The sequence below is a fragment of the Flavobacterium pisciphilum genome (genome assembly GCF_020905345.1).
Taxonomy (GTDB): Bacteria; Bacteroidota; Bacteroidia; order Flavobacteriales; family Flavobacteriaceae; genus Flavobacterium; species Flavobacterium pisciphilum.
The window spans coordinates 2845206-2862494 of the sequence record NZ_JAJJMO010000001.1 but is presented as its reverse complement, the minus strand read 5'-3'; the positions used below and the strand labels follow the sequence as shown (position 1 = coordinate 2862494).

At 34.7% G+C, this 17289-nt stretch carries 12 protein-coding genes and 1 pseudogene; 3 read left to right on the top strand and 10 right to left on the bottom strand.

Features of this window, described 5'->3' with window-relative positions; translation table 11 throughout:
- Positions 1 to 82: 82 nt before the first annotated feature.
- On the top strand, positions 83 to 1522 hold the full coding sequence (locus LNQ49_RS12055; RefSeq protein ID WP_229989103.1) for a nucleoside recognition domain-containing protein: 1440 nt from the start codon (positions 83 to 85) through the stop codon (positions 1520 to 1522).
- A gap of 134 nt (positions 1523 to 1656) precedes the next feature.
- Positions 1657 to 2406, top strand: a complete 750-nt coding sequence (locus LNQ49_RS12050) for a hypothetical protein (protein WP_229989101.1) — start codon at positions 1657 to 1659, stop codon at positions 2404 to 2406.
- 49 nt (positions 2407 to 2455) lie between these two features.
- On the opposite strand, the gene LNQ49_RS12045 is transcribed toward LNQ49_RS12050, so the two are convergent.
- From LNQ49_RS12045 to LNQ49_RS12020, 6 genes and pseudogenes are all read right to left on the bottom strand, one after another.
- On the bottom strand, positions 2456 to 5224 hold the full coding sequence (locus LNQ49_RS12045) for a M4 family metallopeptidase (protein ID WP_229989100.1): 2769 nt from the start codon (positions 5222 to 5224) through the stop codon (positions 2456 to 2458).
- Between the two features lie 370 nt (positions 5225 to 5594).
- A complete protein-coding gene (locus LNQ49_RS12040) occupies positions 5595 to 6251 on the bottom strand; it encodes a CoA transferase subunit B (RefSeq protein ID WP_229989099.1) in 657 nt (218 codons plus the stop codon).
- 88 nt (positions 6252 to 6339) lie between these two features.
- Complete coding sequence (locus LNQ49_RS12035) at positions 6340 to 7041, bottom strand: CoA transferase subunit A (RefSeq protein WP_229989098.1); 702 nt, start codon at positions 7039 to 7041, stop codon at positions 6340 to 6342.
- Between the two features lie 364 nt (positions 7042 to 7405).
- Positions 7406 to 9709 carry a penicillin-binding protein 1A gene (locus tag LNQ49_RS12030; RefSeq protein ID WP_229989097.1) on the bottom strand — a complete coding sequence of 768 codons (2304 nt, stop codon included), beginning with the start codon at positions 9707 to 9709 and terminating at the stop codon, positions 7406 to 7408.
- Between the two features lie 11 nt (positions 9710 to 9720).
- A complete protein-coding gene (locus tag LNQ49_RS12025) occupies positions 9721 to 10200 on the bottom strand; it encodes a gliding motility lipoprotein GldH (RefSeq protein ID WP_195737643.1) in 480 nt (159 codons plus the stop codon).
- Positions 10184 to 11482: pseudogene (locus tag LNQ49_RS12020) on the bottom strand (PSP1 domain-containing protein). The gene LNQ49_RS12025 and the pseudogene LNQ49_RS12020 overlap by 17 nt, the downstream one beginning before the upstream one ends.
- 458 nt (positions 11483 to 11940) lie before the next feature.
- On the opposite strand from LNQ49_RS12020, the gene LNQ49_RS12015 reads away from it, so the two are divergent.
- Positions 11941 to 12957, top strand: coding sequence for an oxidoreductase (locus tag LNQ49_RS12015; RefSeq protein ID WP_229989096.1), 1017 nt, complete (start codon positions 11941 to 11943; stop codon positions 12955 to 12957).
- Positions 12958 to 13015: 58 nt separating this feature from the next.
- Here the strand turns inward: LNQ49_RS12015 and LNQ49_RS12010 are convergent, their stop codons facing one another.
- The 4 genes from LNQ49_RS12010 to LNQ49_RS11995 all read right to left on the bottom strand — a co-directional run bounded on the left by LNQ49_RS12010 (position 13016) and on the right by LNQ49_RS11995 (position 17205).
- Positions 13016 to 13246, bottom strand: a complete 231-nt coding sequence (locus LNQ49_RS12010) for a ferredoxin (RefSeq protein ID WP_042563582.1) — start codon at positions 13244 to 13246, stop codon at positions 13016 to 13018.
- A complete protein-coding gene (locus LNQ49_RS12005; protein ID WP_229989095.1) occupies positions 13246 to 14487 on the bottom strand; it encodes a peptidase U32 family protein in 1242 nt (413 codons plus the stop codon). Before LNQ49_RS12005 ends, LNQ49_RS12010 begins: the two co-directional genes overlap by 1 nt.
- Before the next feature lie 6 nt (positions 14488 to 14493).
- Positions 14494 to 15852 (bottom strand): oxygen-dependent tRNA uridine(34) hydroxylase TrhO, encoded by a 1359-nt coding sequence (trhO, locus tag LNQ49_RS12000; RefSeq protein WP_229989094.1) that lies wholly within the window; start codon positions 15850 to 15852, stop codon positions 14494 to 14496.
- Between the two features lie 942 nt (positions 15853 to 16794).
- Positions 16795 to 17205 (bottom strand): BrxA/BrxB family bacilliredoxin, encoded by a 411-nt coding sequence (locus LNQ49_RS11995; RefSeq protein WP_229989092.1) that lies wholly within the window; start codon positions 17203 to 17205, stop codon positions 16795 to 16797.
- Positions 17206 to 17289 lie beyond the last annotated feature (84 nt).

Sequence of the window (17289 nt, the reverse complement as noted above, 5' to 3'; positions counted from 1 at the left end):
TTAAACAAATACTTCTCTTTTGGTAAGTAAAATGGTTGTGCATATTATGGCTAAATAATTACATTTACAAAAAATTATAATTATGGTATTAAGTAGATTCTGGTTAGCTATTTTTATTTCGTCAATTGCTTTTATCGTAATCAGTTTGTTTACTGGTAATACATATACTATTGATTATGTATTGAATGGCAAGAAAGACGAGCCTATTTTAATTTCTGAAAAATATATTGATCAAGTTCCAGCTTTTGTTAGAGATAGTATTAATAAAGCTCCAGATCAAACCATAATTGTTAATTATGATGCGGCAAATGCTGACACAACCTACGTTTATAAAAACAAAACGGTAAAGATTTTTAGCGGTGTTCAAAAATCAGATGGGCTATTGCCTACTTGTAAGAGCACTTTAGTTGATTTAATTCTTCCACTTATTGCTTATCTGGCTTTTTTCTGCGGATTGATGGAGCTTTTAATCATTTCGGGAGCATCAGGAAAATTAGCTAAAGGGTTGAGTCCTGTATTTGTTAAGGTGTTTCCGAGTATTCCAAAAAATCACCCGTCTATTTCATATATGACATTAAACTTTGCTGCTAATTTCTTGGGGTTAGACTCTGCAGCCACACCATTTGGTCTTAAAGCCATGGAAAGTCTGCAAGAAATAAACCCAGATAAAGACAAAGCCAGTGATGCGCAGATTATGTTTATGTGTTTGCATGCATCAGGACTTACATTAATCGCAACTTCTATTATTGGGTATCGTGCTGCTGCTGGTGCAACAAATCCAGCCGATGTAATGTTACCTTGTATTATTACCTCTTTTATCGGAACAATTGCCGCTTTTTTAATTGTTGGAATCAAACAAAAAATTAATTTCAAGAGTGCTTCTTTAGTTGTAGCCTTAATGGTTATGATTGCTGCGATTGTTGGGCTTTTGTTTTATGTAAATGGTTTGGATTTAATTGGTAAAAACTTCTTCACATCAAACCTTTCTGGATTGATATTGTTTGCAATAATTGGTTTTACTTTGGTTTTTTCATTTATTCATGAAAAGAAATTCATTGATGCTAGTACAACTGTTTTTGATGCATTTGTAGTAGGAGCAAACAATGGAGTAAAAACAGGAGTCACTATCTTTCCTTACGTTTTAGGGATGTTGGTTGCTATATCATTATTTAGAAATAGTGGTTTGTTTGAAATTATTAGCGAATGGATTGCTTTTATTTTCTCGAACATGGGTGTGAGTAAAGAAATCACAGATGCATTACCAGTGGCAATGCTTCGTCCTTTTAGTTCAGCAGGATCAAGAGGATTTCTTATCGATTCAATGAATACTTTTGGTGCAGATTCAATGACCGGAAGATTGAGTAGTATTTTCCAATGTAGCGCCGAAAGTACTTTTTATGTAATTGCGGTTTATTTTGGTTCAGTAAATATAAAAAATACCCGTTACGCATTAGGTACTATGCTTTTGGTAGATGTAATTTGTGTGATTACAGCTATATTTGTGGCGAGCTGGTTTTTTTAGAAAAGCATTTAAATTAAAAATTATATAAATATAAAACAGAATGAGAACAAGTAAATACACAAAATACATTGCAATTGCACTATTGTTGCTTTTTTTAATTACGAGCTTATTAGCTTAAATAGTAGTTGATTAAAATGAACAGAATTTATATTACATTGTTTCTGTTGGTTCTAATTAGTTGTAAAAAAGAACCATCCTTAGGTCCAAAATGGACAGAAGCCGACAAAAAAGCTTCAGCACCAATAAAAGCTGTTGAAGAAAAGCGATTAAAAGATGACACGATTTATATTAATGGTAACGAAGATTTCAATAAAAGAAATTTTATTTTAGTTTCACTCTTGTCTAAAAAGATGGATAAAGACAGTATCATTACAACCCATCATAAGCTTGATTTTTATACCAATAAAAAGAAAGTAGCGTCAAGTAAAGTTACCATTTTCCATTACGATGCTGGATCGGTATGGTCTGCATCTTATGGTTTGTCTCAATTAGATAATGCTAATGTTTCACGTTTGATTCAGGTAAATTGTGGTTATGAAGCCTGTGGTTATGTACAAAATACTTATTTATATTATTTAACGGACAATTCAGTTCAATTAGTGCATCAATGGGATTCGATGAGTGACGGTGGCTGGGGAAGTTGGTTAGAATTTGGAGGAATAAATCCTAAAAATGAACCTGTTTCTTTTTATAGTAAGCGAGTCTCTTACGGTGGTAAAGAAGATGTAAATGATGAAGAGATGGGGACTGTAGAACATTCGGATTCTACTGTGTTTCATCTAAAAAACAATAAATGGGAAAAACGATTGTTAACCCCACAGGATAAGGTATATTGGAAAAAAGACATTACTTTTAATGAGTTTTATCCACAAACTACAGAATAAAAAAAGCCTCGCATATAGCGAGGCTTTTCCGTTTTTAGTAAGCAATATTTTATTTTTTGACGAATTTTTTAACAATTCTATTTCCTCCGTTATTTAATTCAATAATGTAAATTCCTGTATTTAATTGGCTTACATCAATTGGATTTTCCGTTAATTGTCCTGCGCTTATTTGTTGTCCTAAATTATTTGTAATTCTGAATGTAGCGTCACTGCTTTTTGTCAATGAAACATTCAATTCAGTATCAACAGGATTTGGATATAAAGCAAAACTAGAATTGGCTGTAGTTTCGGCTAATGCAACAGGAGTTTCAGGAGTAACTATTGGACCAGCAGCAGTTATGTTTACTGAATAATCTTCAACTTGTCCGTATGAGAAAGCTTCACAAGATGTTGGTGTTCCGTTGTACTTCATCGAAACTCTAAGTCTTGTAGTTCCAAGTGTAGCTGTTGCAGGAATCGTAATCGTTCCAGTTACAGGAGTTGTTTTAGAAGTAGCTTTTGTCCAAACAGTTTCGCCAGCATCAGCAAAGTCACCGTCTTGATTGTAATCTATAAAAACAGCATAACCTTCGCTATAAATAGTTGATGTCCATGATGGAGTTATTGTAATGGTATATGCTGTTCCAGCAGCTACATTAGTAGAAATGGCTGTGTAATTCTCATAACCAGCTGTTCCTGTTGAGGTATTGCTGATAGTACCAAATACAACTTTACCAATTTTTTCATCAGCAGTATTGTTTCCTTGAGAAGCACAATAGTTTACTGTTGCAGCAAGGGTTGTTACGTTTACGGTATTACTTGATGGAGAAACGTTTCCTGCAGCATCTTTAGCTTTTACACTAAAACTATAGGCTGTTAAAGCAGTTAATCCAGTAACAGTATAACTTGTAGTAGTAGAAGAACCTTTAAGAGTCGCTCCTTGGTAAATGTCATATCCAGTAACAGCAACATTATCAGTTGATGCAGTCCATGTCAAATTAGTAGTAGATCCAGTTGTTCCAGATGCAGCTAAAGCCGTTGGTGCAGTTGGCGCAACAGTGTCATTAGAATCTACATAAGCAGCTCCAACTCCAACAGCGTAAAATGCATTTGTAGTGGCAATAACTTCAGGAGAACCTGCACCGTATAAATCAATAGCCGATTGGATTCCTGAGGTTCTAGCATTGGCAAAAGTTGAATTTGCAGTTAGATACACACTTTCTAAACGATAAGCAATCTTGGCCGCTTTGTCAATTGTAATTCCTGTTACGCTATAGGCGCTACCAATGTCATTTGTTCCTGTCTTACCTACTGACAAGATATAAAACCAGTGATTTAACACCCCAGAATTGGTGTGAACTCCACAATAATCATTTGCTTGAGTAGGAGTTCCACAATTAATAACTTTCCAGTTTGTACCGCCATACGTGTCAGGTTGACCTTCAGACTTTGGGTCGCTCATAGAACGTAAAGCAAGATGTCCTGCTCTTCTTTCGATATCTTCACCAACTAACCAAGTTGATTTTCCAGGTGCTGCGGCATATTCGATGCAAGCACCCCAAATATCAGAGAACCCTTCGTTCATGGCACCTGATTCTTTTTGATAAGCAAGATTTGCTGTATAGGTACAAACAGCATGACCAATTTCGTGTCCTGCAACATCAATAGCAGTTAAGATGTCAAAATAAGTTCCGCTTCCATCTCCATAAGTCATGACGCTACCATTCCAGTATGCATTATCGTATGCATTACTGTAATGCACATAGCTTTTTATGATTGCGCCTGCGTTATCATAACTGTTTCTACCATGTACGGTTGACCAATAATCGTATGTTTTTTCAGCTCCCCAATGCGCATCAAGTGCACCATTGTCTTTATTTGTGTTGGCATATTCAGCAGCAGTCCAGTTATTATCCGCATCTGTAAAATCTACAGCAGCAGTATAGCTAGTCCCTTTTTTCATATTGTAGGTGTTTACGCCTAAACCTCTTGTTGCATCTGCTAGTTTATATGTAGCTCCGCTTAAGGTAGTTTGTATTACTTGAGTTCCGCTGTAACGAGTAGCAGCATTTCCTGCAACAATTGCCATTTTAGAACTTGCATCGCCTTTTTGGTTTGCAGTAGCAGATTTAGACTTGGTTCCATGACTGTGTTCCCCGATATGTTTTATAGTTGCATTATAGAACAGTATTTGCCCATTTTCTGCATCTATGTATAAATCCCCTCTACTTACTGGATTTGTTGCGTAGATGTCAAATTTATAGGCTAAACGGACCTTGTCGCTTGTTCTGTTCGAACCTTGGTCTTCCATTGCAGGTAGAAGCAACAATTCTCCTTTAGGTTTTTCATATCCCATCTCTTTGGCATCTTGAGGAGTTTCCCATAAGTATTGTGTAGCGCCAGTATAGCTAACTGCTCTGTTAAAAGCATCTTGAGCCGAAAGCTTGGGAGTTGTTTTTACTTTGTCAATTTTGTAGTATTCACCATTCATTGATACTAATTTTCCATCTTTTGAATGTAGGGTGTAGTTTGCAAATTCTACTTTAATGCCTTGTTCATACAATTGGAACTTTTCGTGGGTGTATCCTTGTGGGTCAGATTCGGTTTTGACTCTAGCAAAAGATTGGTTTTCTTTTAAACCTAATTGCTCTTGAAACACTTTTTGAGAATCAGAACCTCTGTAGGTCGATTTATCACTAAAAGTGATTAAGCTAGGTTGTCCATTTTCGGATACATTTTTTTGGCTTACGCGTTTATCTGTTATTTGCGCAAATGCCGATAAAGAGAATGTAAGCACAACGGTGGTAGTTGTGATAATTTTGGGTAATGTACTTTTCATAATCGATTTGGGGTTTAATGTTAATTTAATAATTTGGTTATAGATCAATTAAAGTATGTAGGTTAATACTTTAATTAATTATAAAATTATAAACATTTTGTTAAATAAAACCACATAATTTACTTTAATCGATAAAATACAACATTTATTGCTAAATAATTATTAAATAATAACAAAATAGAAATAATTGTCAGAAACAACTTGTTTTTATTATTATATTGTTGATTTGTAGCTGTTTATGAATAAATAAGCTTGATGGAGCTGATTAAATTATAAATGATAATCTAGGTGGGATTAAGATAATTGGAATTAAAAAAGGCTAACATTTCTTACGTGTTAGCCTTTTTTTATATGAGTTTAGAGCGAAATATTATTCGATAATCATCTCTGGAATATCACCTTCAATAATCAAATTTGCTTCAGTTGAAGCGATGATATGTTCTACAGAAACTCCGGGAGCTCGTTCTAATAATTTAAAACCTTTTGGAGTTATTTCTAAAACTGCCAATTCGGTAACAACTTTTTTTACGCAGCCAACTCCAGTTAATGGCAAGCTGCATTTTTTTAATATTTTAGATTCACCAGCTTTGTTTACATGCATCATGGCAACAATAATATTTTCGGCAGAAGCAACTAAATCCATTGCTCCACCCATTCCTTTTACCATTTTTCCAGGAATTTTCCAGTTGGCAATATCACCATTTTCTGAAACCTCCATAGCACCAAGGATTGTTAAATCTACTTTTTGGCTACGAATCATTCCAAAACTAAAAGCCGAATCAAAAAAACTGGCTCCAGGAAGTGTTGTGATAGTTTGTTTTCCTGCATTAATTACATCAGCATCTTCTTCTCCTTCAAAAGGAAAAGGCCCCATTCCTAAAACGCCATTTTCGCTTTGAAATTCGACGTCAATTCCCTTCGGGATATAGTTTGCTACCAATGTAGGTATTCCGATGCCTAAATTTACGAAATAACGGTCTTTAAGCTCTTGTGCAATTCGTTTTGCAATATCTTCTTTTGTTAACATGATTTGATGTGTCAGTTTGGAAATTAGATATTCAGAGAATGTTTTTGCATTGTCTTTTGATTATCTAATTATCACATTTTCAAATTATCTATTTTTTTTGTCTAACTGTACGCTGTTCGATTCTCTTCTCAAATTTTTCTCCTTGAAAGATGCGCTGTACCATAATTCCTGGAATATGAATTTGATTTGGATCTAAAGTTCCAACAGGGACTAATTCTTCTACTTCGGCAATGGTTATTTTTGCTGCACCAGCCATACAAGCATTAAAGTTTCTAGCCGTTCCCTTGAATATAAGATTTCCAGCTTCGTCCCCTTTCCATGCTTTTACAATTGCAAAATCAGCTTTGAAAGCTTCTTCCATAATGTGCATTTTACCATTGAATTCGCGAACTTCTTTGCCTTCAGCAACTTCTGTTCCATAACCGGCAGGAGTAAAGAAAGCTGGAATCCCAGCTTGTGCTGCTCGTGAACGTTCGGCTAGAGTTCCTTGTGGAATAAGTTCTACATCTAATTCTCCTGAAAGCATCTGACGTTCAAATTCGGCATTTTCACCTACATAAGAAGAAATCATTTTCTTGATTTGCTTTTTTTGCAATAATAATCCCAAACCAAAATCATCAACACCTGCATTGTTTGAGATGCAAGTAAGACCTGAGGTTTCTGTTTTTACCAATTCGGCAATAGTGTTTTCTGGAATACCACATAAACCAAATCCGCCAAACATAATTGTCATGTCGTTTTTGATTCCTTGAATTGCTTCCTGAACTGTGTTGACTTTTTTACTAATCATATTATTTGTCTTGTATTGACGTATATTTTTGATAAAAATACCATTTTTAGATTAATTTATAACGATTTCGTAAAAATAAATCTGCAAGGTAATTCGTTGGGGATAATCTAATAGAAACTGCAATTAACTGCAAAGTTCACAAAGACAAAAACGTAAAGGCATTTGTAAATTAAGCTTTGCGAACTTTACGTATTTTAAAGCTTCTGGATTGCGCGCTCTGTGGTATATCTTTATATTCAAGTTTTTGTTATTTCAGTTTTGGATTGATCTGTAAATTAACTTGTTTCAAAAAAATATCCTTTTGTTTCTTCCGAAAAACTCAGAAGTAACAAAAGGATATTAATTATTTTAAAAGCGAAATAAACTACAGTTCGAATTCGTCTGTGTTTTGCTCAGTGTCTGTGGTGTCTTTAACTTTTGGAGCTGAGTAGCAATCTACTTTTATTGAAAGATTAGCAGGTCTTTCAAATTCAGATTTAGATACTTGTAACGAAGGATCGGCATAACAAAGTTTCATAAAGTACCCCCAAACTGGTAAGGCTGCTGTTGCTCCTTGTCCGTAGGTAATGCTCTTGAAACGTGCCGAACGGTCTTCGCAACCTACCCAAACACCCGTTACTAAGTTTGGAACCATACCCATAAACCAACCATCAGACTGGTTTTGTGTTGTTCCTGTTTTACCAGCAATTGGGTTACGGAACATATATGGATATCCTGTCCAGCGTTTGTCTCCGCTACCACCACCTTCAGTACGCAAACGTGAACCTGAACCACTCTCAGTAACACCTTGAAGAAGTTTAATTACTGCAAAAGCAATGTCTTTATTTAGTACATCGTGAGATTCTGGGATTGGCTCGTAGATCACCTCACCACTTTTATTTTCAATTCGGTTTAGGAACTGTGGTTTTACATAAACCCCTTGGTTTGCAAATGTACTGTAAGCTGCAACCATGTCTTCGACAGTGATTTCAACTGCACCTAATGCGATTGAAGGTTGTATTGGAATTTGAGATTTTACTCCTAATTTATGAGCCAAATCAACTACTGCTTCTGGTCCAACACGGTCAATTAATTTTGCTGACACAGTATTGATAGAGTTTGCTAAACCTTGTTTTAAAGTTACCATTCCGCGGTATCTGTTGTCAGAGTTTCTTGGTTCCCAATCAGCTGTAACATGATGACGCCCTTTGTGAATCATGAATGGTCCATCAAGAATAGAATCACAAGGAGACATGTTTAGTTGTTCAATTGCAGCAGCGTAAACAAACGGTTTGAATGTAGAACCTACTTGTCTAGCTCCTTGACCTACGTGATCGTATTGGAAATATTTGTAATTGATTCCACCAACCCAAGCTTTGATGCTACCCGTTTGTGGTTCCATTGCCATTAAACCAGCTTGTAAAAAGTGCTTGTAATAACGTATAGAATCTAGAGGAGTCATGATTGTATCTCGTTCACCTTTCCAAGTAAATACAGTCATTTTTGTTTTTTCGCTAAATGATTTTATGATTTCTTCATCGCTCTTATCAGCAGCTTTCATTACTGACCAACGGTATGAAGATTTTATCGCTTGGTTTATAATTCGTTGCGTTTCAGCTTCAGAAATATTAACGAAAGGAGCATTTTTGTTTGTTTTTGATTGTTGGAAAAACTCTTCTTGCAGGTTTTTCATGTGTGCAGAAACAGCTTCTTCAGCGTGTAATTGCATTCTAGAATCGATAGTAGTGTATATTTTTAGACCATCTTTATAAATGTTGTAGTCAGAACCATCTGGTTTTTTGTTTTCAGCTACCCATTTTTTCATGTAGTCACGTAAGTACTCTCTAAAGTAAGTTGCAGTTCCTTCACGGTGGCTTTCTAATTTGAATTTCAATGAGATAGGAAGTGCTTGCAATTTATTTTTCTGATCGTTAGTAATCATACCTGCTTTTTCCATTTGGCTAAGTACAACGTTACGACGATTTTTAACCCCTTGTGGGTTTCTTACTGGATTATATAAACCTGAGTTTTTGAACATACCAACTAATATTGCCGATTCGTCCATAGTTAAATCTTTCGGTTCTTTAGAGAAATAGGTTTGCGCTGCAGAACTTACCCCAACAGAGTAATTACCAAAATCATATACGTTGCAATACATTGCAATGATTTCATTTTTAGTATATTGTCTTTCTAGACGAATAGCAATAATCCATTCTTTTACCTTTTGTACAATTCTAAAAGGCAAAAATTTAGATCCTTCTCCATGAAACAATTGTTTCGCTAATTGCTGGGTAAGTGTACTTGCACCTCCACTAGTTCCTAAACTAGCAATGGCTCTTAATGTTCCACGACCATCAATACCTGAATGTTCGTAAAAACGCTCATCTTCAGTTGCTACAAGTGCTTCGACTAAGCTTTTAGGTAAGTCAGAATATTTTAATTGTGATCTGTTTGTTTGGAAATATTTACCAATAACAACTCCATCTGAGGAGATGATTTCAGTAGCCAAATTTGAATCTGGATTTTCTAAGTCTTCAAATGAAGGCATAGAACCAAAAATTCCCCATGAAGCAAATAGGAAAAAGGTAATAACACCTAATAAACCGTAGCCAAAAATTTTCCAAAAGGCCTTTTTGTAATAATTTATGTCTTTATCAGTTTTTGTTGGATTGTTTTTTTTAGCAGCCATATAAATCTATTCTAATCTTTTTTTTCAATTCTAAAACCTACATCAGTAATTCCTTCAAGTTGTTGTACACCAGGAACTTTTCCTGATTCTCTAACGGCTTGTTTGATATGAACTTTGTACTTCCCTTTAAATTTAACGTCTTCTTTGTAAAAGAGTTTGCTCTCTTTTATGTCCGTAAATCCGTTACCCATTAAAGTTCCATCAGGATGTGCCATTTGATACTCAAGGGTATCTACTTTGGTAAAACCGCTTTGGGTTTCAATAGCAACAATTAAAAATATATTATTGAAAGGATAATTGTTGTTATCTCTCAAATTTACAAATAAATTGTATCGTTTGGTTGAATCTAATTCTGGTAAATTAAATGTTACAATGCTGTCTTTGTGCCAAGCAGATCCAACAGATTTGTATTCATCAAATACTCTTTTTTTATCGCATGAAAAAAGAAGTATAGCTACTAAAAGAAGAATCCCGCTATTTTTTATTCTCATTTTTTGTAATAATTATTGGTTTTCTAGGTCCTGCTGGTTTCTTATCATTCGCAGCATTGTTATTGGACTTATTGTTGTTATTGTTTCCGTTTGGCTTATTACCTCTTGGTGCTTGATTGTTAGGGGTAGCAGCAACAGCAGCATTTTCACCAATAGTTTTACGTTTCTTAGCTGGTTTTTTCTTTCTCTTAGGTTGGTCAAAACGAGTTAGACTTTCTTGACCCATAGCGTTATTGAAGTCTTTTTCAGGTTCTTGAGTAACCTCTATTGCAAAATCTTCAAGTGAAGAAACTCTATTCTTAAGTTTGTTTTCGGCAATGATTTCTTTTACCTGATCAATTTTTAAAACATGCCAATTTGCAAAGTTATTTGTATAAGCAAACCACATTAAACCTTTAAAAATATCTTGTTTTTGACAAACAGCGTCACCTTTTTCAGTAACTAATTTAGTGTCATAGTCTGGGAAATCCTTAAGAGCATCCATATAAGTGTCAAGTTCATAATTTAAGCAACACTTTAGTTTTCCACATTGTCCAGCTAATTTTTGCGGGTTTAAAGACAATTGTTGGTAACGAGCTGCAGAGGTATTCACACTTCTAAAGTCAGTTAACCAAGTAGAACAACACAATTCTCTTCCGCAAGAACCAATTCCACCTAAACGAGCAGCTTCCTGACGGAAACCAACTTGTTTCATTTCGACTCTGGTACTGAATTCTTTAGCGAAATCTTTAATTAAAAGTCTAAAATCGACTCTGTCATTTGCAGTATAATAAAAAGTAGCTTTTGAGCCATCTCCTTGAAATTCAATATCTGAAATTTTCATTTCTAGTTTTTGAGCAATCGCTAGTTCACGTGCGCGAACTTTCATAGGCTCTTCTCTTTCACGAGCTGCTGACCAAATATCGATGTCTTTTTGAGAGGCTTTGCGGTAAATTTTAGGAACTTCATTACTTGTTGGATTAACTCCCTTTTTCTTCATTTAAATTTTTACTAATTCGCCTGTAAGAGTTACAATTCCTATGTCATGTCCTGGAGATGCTACAGTAGCAACGATATCTCCAATACTTAAAGTTAATTTATCTACGTTTCTAAAAAATTCTTTTCTACCATTCTTAAAACGTACTTCAACACAATCAAAAGGAGCTTCTCCGTTAGGTAAACTCATGTTAGAAAGCCAATCAAAAACGGTTAATTTGTTGCAGCTATCGGTGCCGCAAGTCCCATTATTTTTACAACCCTTAGGTGCGCCACCATCAGAAGTTGAACAACTTGTACATGCCATAATTTTATATGTAGTGTTGCAATTAATGCAACTTAAGTTCTTAAAAAGATTAATGTGTAAAGATAGTATTTTTTTTAGTTTGCTTTTTAATGGATTAACACTAATGCTACGTTAAAAACAAAAGACAGTAATGTTTAAGAGAAAATTAATGATTTTTATGATAGTATGAAACTGGATTTATCAAGAAAATTCTTTTGCTATTTATTTGTCTTAGTTAAAAGAACTTACTCTTTAGGGGTGGTCTTTTTGAATAAAAAAACTATTCTGATTATTCTTAAATAATTATTTAAACTTATATTTGGGTTGCATTTATAGGTTTTATCTTAAGATCAAGTGTTGATTAAAAAAACAAAATATCCCTCATTGACATGAATCGCTCGCTATTTTTATGCTGCTGAGTTCATTGTTAATACCTTCAAATATTATCAATCTATTTTATACTATTTACAACAAAACCCATGAACAAATTATTTTACGTTTTATTCGCAATCCCATTTTTTATTAGCTGTACGGATAAAAAGCCTTTAGATCAAAAAAATATAAATTCAGCTAAAAAAGACACAACTCTTGCTGGTGTTGTAGCTGTGGAAACACAAAAAATGTCTGATTTGGATATATATAATGTTAATTCAATTTTTGGCGAAAAAGATACTATTGCACATATATCCTTGTCTGATAACTATCAATTAAGCGAACATAAAGATTCTCTTGCTATTCCTGATGTCAAAAAATTAGAAGAAAAGGATGCTCAATACTTAGTATTGAATTCGACATATAGAAATAGAATGCTATCCAAAATGAAAATATCTGAAAAAGATAGTGTTTATGTCTATGATTATGCCACCAATATTGTCAATGCATTTTCTGTGGAATCTCTAAAAGCAGTGGCTGTTATAAATGTATACGGAGCAGATTGGCCTTATTCACAACATGATTATATGATTGGATTTGAAGTAGATCCCAAATTACTAAAAGGATCTGACTCATATTATCTGAATACTTTGGTTGGCATTGGTTCAAAGAATCCTTTTGCAATGAAGCAATTGAAAGCGATAAAGTGGAAAGAAACAACAATTGCTAAGGTGCCTGCCGCAGCTGTAAATCTGAGAGATAATGATTTGATAAAAACGGCAAGTAAAAAAATGGCTTATAGTTATAAATCAAATGGTTTTGAATACTTTTTACAAGATTACATAAAAGAAGAAAGAGTATTTTTGAGAAGGTTGATTGTTAAAGAGGAAAAAACAAATAAGATTGTTTGTGATAAGCATTACCGAGAAAGTGAAGGTAACTCGCTTGCAGAATTAAATAGTAATAATGAGGATAGAGAAGTCATTCAATGGACTGGTAAACTGTTTAAGAATAAACCAGAGGTAGTTTTTGGTTTTGAATACGTTTCTTTCGGTTGTCCAGGGATTTCATTCTTAGATAAAAATGAACCAGATGTTTTTTTAAATTGTGATAACAGACACTAATTTAACCTTATAAAAAAGAAAACCCCTATTCTATATCATATAGAATAGGGGTTTTCTTTTAGGTTTCTTTTACCGTAATGATTTTTACTGGACAGGCTTTTGCTGCCAACTCACAGCTTTCTACAATAGTATGATTTGGAGATTTTAAAGTGAAAAACCCTTTTGCGTTTACTGAATGTATCAAAACTGATTTTCCATCTTTTTTTGACATTTGAAAATGTACTGGATCCATTTCTACACAGTAGTTACATCCAATGCACTTGTCTCTTTGTAGTGTTACAATAACCATTACGCCTCAACAATTTTATATAATTTATCAGACATTCTGATTCTGAAAGGTAATTTGAAAGTGCAATCATCTCCTTTTGTAGCTTTATCTGCTAAAATATCGTTTACATACATTTCGTCGATTACCATTTCTTGTGCTCCTGTACTTGGGCCAGTTACAAGAATTCTATCTCCGATTTTAATGTCGTAAGCTTCAATTTTAAATTGTCCAACTTCAGCTTTTGGGAAAAAATGGGTTCCTTTACCTACATAGACTTTCTTTTGCGTTGCTGCTGACCCTGGAATATCACTCCATTCGCCTAATTCTTGACCTAGGTAATATCCTGACCAAAAACCACGATTATAAACGGTATTTAAAGCTTCCATCCAAATGGGGGTTTTTTCTTTTGAAAAAGTACCATCATAATAAGAGTCAATAGCTTCTCGATATGTTTTTATTACTGTCGCGACATATTCGGGTGCACGTCCGCGACCTTCTATTTTTAATACCTGAATTCCAGAATCAATTACTTGATCTAGAAAATCAAGCGTGCATAAATCTTTAGGTGACATTAGATATTCGTTATCGACTTCGATTTCAAAACCTGTTTCTTGGTCTATAACAGTATATTTTTTACGGCAATTTTGTTTGCAAGCACCACGGTTTGCTGATGAGTTATTTGAATGTAAGCTCAAATAGCATTTTCCTGATACGGCCATGCATAAAGCACCATGTCCGAAGATTTCGATTTCAACTAAATTTCCGTTAGGACCTTTTATCTGTTCTTTTTCGATTTGCTCTGTAATGCTTTTTACCTGACGCAAGCTCAATTCTCGACTTAAAACCATCGTATCTGCAAATAAACTGTAGAATTTTATGGTTTCGATGTTGGTAACATTAAGCTGAGTCGAGATGTGCACTTCCATGCCGATTGTTCTTGCCATTGCAATTACAGCTTGGTCTGATGCGATTACGGCTGTAATAGTAGCATCTTTGGCTTTGTTCAATAATGTTTTTACAACCGATAAATCATGGTCGTAAATAATTGTATTTAAAGTAAGGTAGCTTCGTACGTTTTTGGTGGCGCATCGATTGGCAATTTCTTGCAAATCATCTATAGTGAAATTCACAGTTGAACGCGCACGCATGTTGAGTTGTTCTACTCCAAAATAAATAGAATCGGCGCCATTATCAAGCGCAGCCTGAAGTGACTCAAAGCTCCCTGCGGGAGCCATAAGTTCAATTTTATTATTTGTTGTCATGATGGATTAGTCTAAGATTCTATAGATTTTGTCCGACAATCTTATTCTAAAGGGAACTTCAAAAGTTACTCTGTCTCCTTTTTTAGCTGTAGTATTTGCAGCATCGTTGACCATCATTTTTTCTAAAACCAATTCTTGGTTACCCGTTGTTGGTCCTGAAATTAAGATTGTATCACCACTGTTAAGTTCGCTGTTCTCAATAGTGAAAAGCCCAACTTGTGCTTTTACGTAGTAATGTTCTGCTTTTCCAAGCAATACTTTTTTTACTTTTATTTTTAGGCGAATATCTGCTGGTTTCTCTGCAGCAGCCAAAGCTGTATCTGGTAGCTCTCCTGAATGTTTGAATTTTAAATTTTCTGATTTACCTTTTCTAAACACTTTGTTTCCAACTTGTTTTCCGGTTCTCATTCTTACCTGATCTACCAAAGGCATGTGTATAACTTCTAGACATTCTGTAGAACAACAGTTTTCCATTGCCGCTTTACATTCATCACATTGGATAAATAATAAATGGCATCCGTCATTCTCGCAATTGGTATGATTGTCGCAAGGTTTCCCACATTGATGACATTGTGAAATAATATCATCTGTGATTCTTTCACCTAGACGATTATCAAATACAAAGTTTTTACCAATGAATTTACTTTCTAAACCTTCTTCTTCAAGTTGTTTTTTGTAATTAATGATTCCGCCTTCTAGCTGATATACATTTTTAAAACCCTGATGCTTAAAATAAGCACTTGCTTTTTCACAACGAATTCCACCAGTACAATACATTACTAGGTTTTTATCTTCTTTATGATTTTGAAGATGCTCGTTGATTATTGGTAAACTTTCTCTGAAAGTTTCTACATCTGGAGTTATAGCACCTTTAAAATGACCCACTTCACTTTCGTAGTGATTTCTGAAATCAACAACAATTGTATTTGGATCTTCAAGGATATCGTTAAATTCTTTGGCTTTTAAGTGTACGCCTATATCTGTTACATCAAAAGTCTCATCGTTAAGACCGTCAGCAACAATTTTGTCACGAACTTTGATGGTTAATTTTAAAAATGAGTGGTCGTCATGTTCTACAGCTTCATTTAAACGGATGCCTTTCATGAAATCATAAACTTCTAAAGTAGCTCTGAAAGCTTCTAAATTTTCCTCCGGAATACTCATTTGAGCATTTATTCCTTCGTTGGCAACGTAAATTCGGCCTAAAGCATCGAGTGCGTTCCAGGCTAGAAATAAATCATCGCGAAATTTTTTGGGATCTTGAATTTTTGCATACGCATAGAAAGACAACGTAAGACGTTGTTTACCTGCATCATCAATCATGATGGCTCTTTCTTCTGCGCTCAAAGTGTTATACAGTTGCATGCTATAAACAGTTTTAAGTTGAGAAATAATTTTGAGGTGCAAAGGTAAGGAAAAAGGTTCAAAGTGCCAAAAGCTCTAAGTAGCTGAGTGTCTGAGTTGCTAAGGTTCTGAGTTTTTTAGGTGCAAAGGCTCAGAGTTGCAAAGGTTCAAAGGTTTTTTTGGAAGTTTCTGAGTTTTTTTAGTTACAAAGGCTCAGAGTTGCAAAGGTTCAAAGGTTTTTTTGGAAGTTGCTGAGTTACTAAGTTTCTGAGTTTTTATTGAATTGCCTGTAGCTTTAGTTTGGGTAAGTATATTTTGAAATTAAAGGTTTTAGCCAAATCATTTTAAATCTTTGTGATTTTTGAGGATTGATGAAATCTGCTTAATCTGCGTGATCTGCGTGCTGTTTTTTTAGTTACAAAGGCTCAGAGTGGCAGAGGTTCAAAGGTTTTTTGGAAGTTGCTGAGGGGCTAAGTAGCTAAGATTCTGAGTTTTTTTAGGTGCAAAGGCTCAGAGTTGCAGAGGTTCAGAGGTTTTTTTGGAAGTTACTGAGGGGCTAAGTTGCTAAGGTTCTAAGTTTTTTAGTTACAAAGACTCAGAGTTGCAGAGGTTCAAAGGTTTTTTGGAAGTTGCTGAGTGTCTGAGTTACTAAGGTTCTGAGTTTTTTTAGTTACAAAGGCTCAGAGTTACAAAGGTTCAAAGGTTTTTTGGAAGTTGCTGAGGGGCAAAGGCTCAGAGTTACAGAGGTTCAAAGGTTTTTTGGAAGTTACTGAGGGGCTAAGTTGCTAAGGTTCTGAGTTTTTTAGTGGTAAAGACTTAGGCTTGTTGGGACTCAAAGGTTTTTGAAAAGTTGCTTAGGAAGATATAAAAAACAAAAAAGCACTAAATTAATAGTGCTTTTTAAATATTTGAGTCTTTACAGATCTTAGTAACTCAGTATCTTAGAACCTTAGTTTCTTAATCTTAGCAGTGCTCGTTGAATGCGTCTTGTAAGTTTTCTGCAATTAGCTCAGCTGGACGTCCTTCGATGTGGTGACGCTCAAGCATATGAACTAATTCTCCGTTTTTGAATAATGCCATACTTGGCGAAGATGGAGGAAAAGGGAACATATGTTGTCTTGCTGCATCTACAGCTTCTTTGTCAACACCTGCAAAAACAGTGATTAAATGGTCTGGCTTTTTAGCACCTTCTAAACTCATTTTTGCTCCTGGACGTGCATTTCTTGCTGCACAACCACATACTGAATTTACTACTACTAGTGTTGTTCCTTCTGATTTGATTGCGTTATCAACTTCTGCTGCACTATGTAAATCTTGAAAACCTGCTGATGTTAATTCAGCTTGCATTGGTTTTACCATTTCTTCTGGATACATATTTTTTATTTTTTAGTTTAACTTTTTAGATTTGCAAAGTTACAAAGTTTAAAAACAAGAACTTTAATTCCAGTATAAAGTTTT

Bases quoted from the DNA above. Each gene is read 5' to 3' on its own strand.
- LNQ49_RS12025 (WP_195737643.1), bottom strand. From the start codon at position 10,200: ATGAGAATAAAAAATAGCGGGATTCTTCTTTTAGTAGCTATACTTCTT.
- LNQ49_RS12015 (WP_229989096.1), top strand. From the start codon at position 11,941: ATGAACAAATTATTTTACGTTTTATTCGCAATCCCATTTTTTATTAGC.
- LNQ49_RS12045 (WP_229989100.1), bottom strand. From the start codon at position 5,224: ATGAAAAGTACATTACCCAAAATTATCACAACTACCACCGTTGTGCTT.
- LNQ49_RS11995 (WP_229989092.1), bottom strand. From the start codon at position 17,205: ATGTATCCAGAAGAAATGGTAAAACCAATGCAAGCTGAATTAACATCA.
- LNQ49_RS12050 (WP_229989101.1), top strand. From the start codon at position 1,657: ATGAACAGAATTTATATTACATTGTTTCTGTTGGTTCTAATTAGTTGT.
- LNQ49_RS12055 (WP_229989103.1), top strand. From the start codon at position 83: ATGGTATTAAGTAGATTCTGGTTAGCTATTTTTATTTCGTCAATTGCT.
- LNQ49_RS12040 (WP_229989099.1), bottom strand. From the start codon at position 6,251: ATGTTAACAAAAGAAGATATTGCAAAACGAATTGCACAAGAGCTTAAA.
- LNQ49_RS12005 (WP_229989095.1), bottom strand. From the start codon at position 14,487: ATGACAACAAATAATAAAATTGAACTTATGGCTCCCGCAGGGAGCTTT.
- trhO (WP_229989094.1), bottom strand. From the start codon at position 15,852: ATGCAACTGTATAACACTTTGAGCGCAGAAGAAAGAGCCATCATGATT.
- LNQ49_RS12030 (WP_229989097.1), bottom strand. From the start codon at position 9,709: ATGGCTGCTAAAAAAAACAATCCAACAAAAACTGATAAAGACATAAAT.
- LNQ49_RS12035 (WP_229989098.1), bottom strand. From the start codon at position 7,041: ATGATTAGTAAAAAAGTCAACACAGTTCAGGAAGCAATTCAAGGAATC.
- LNQ49_RS12010 (WP_042563582.1), bottom strand. From the start codon at position 13,246: ATGGTTATTGTAACACTACAAAGAGACAAGTGCATTGGATGTAACTAC.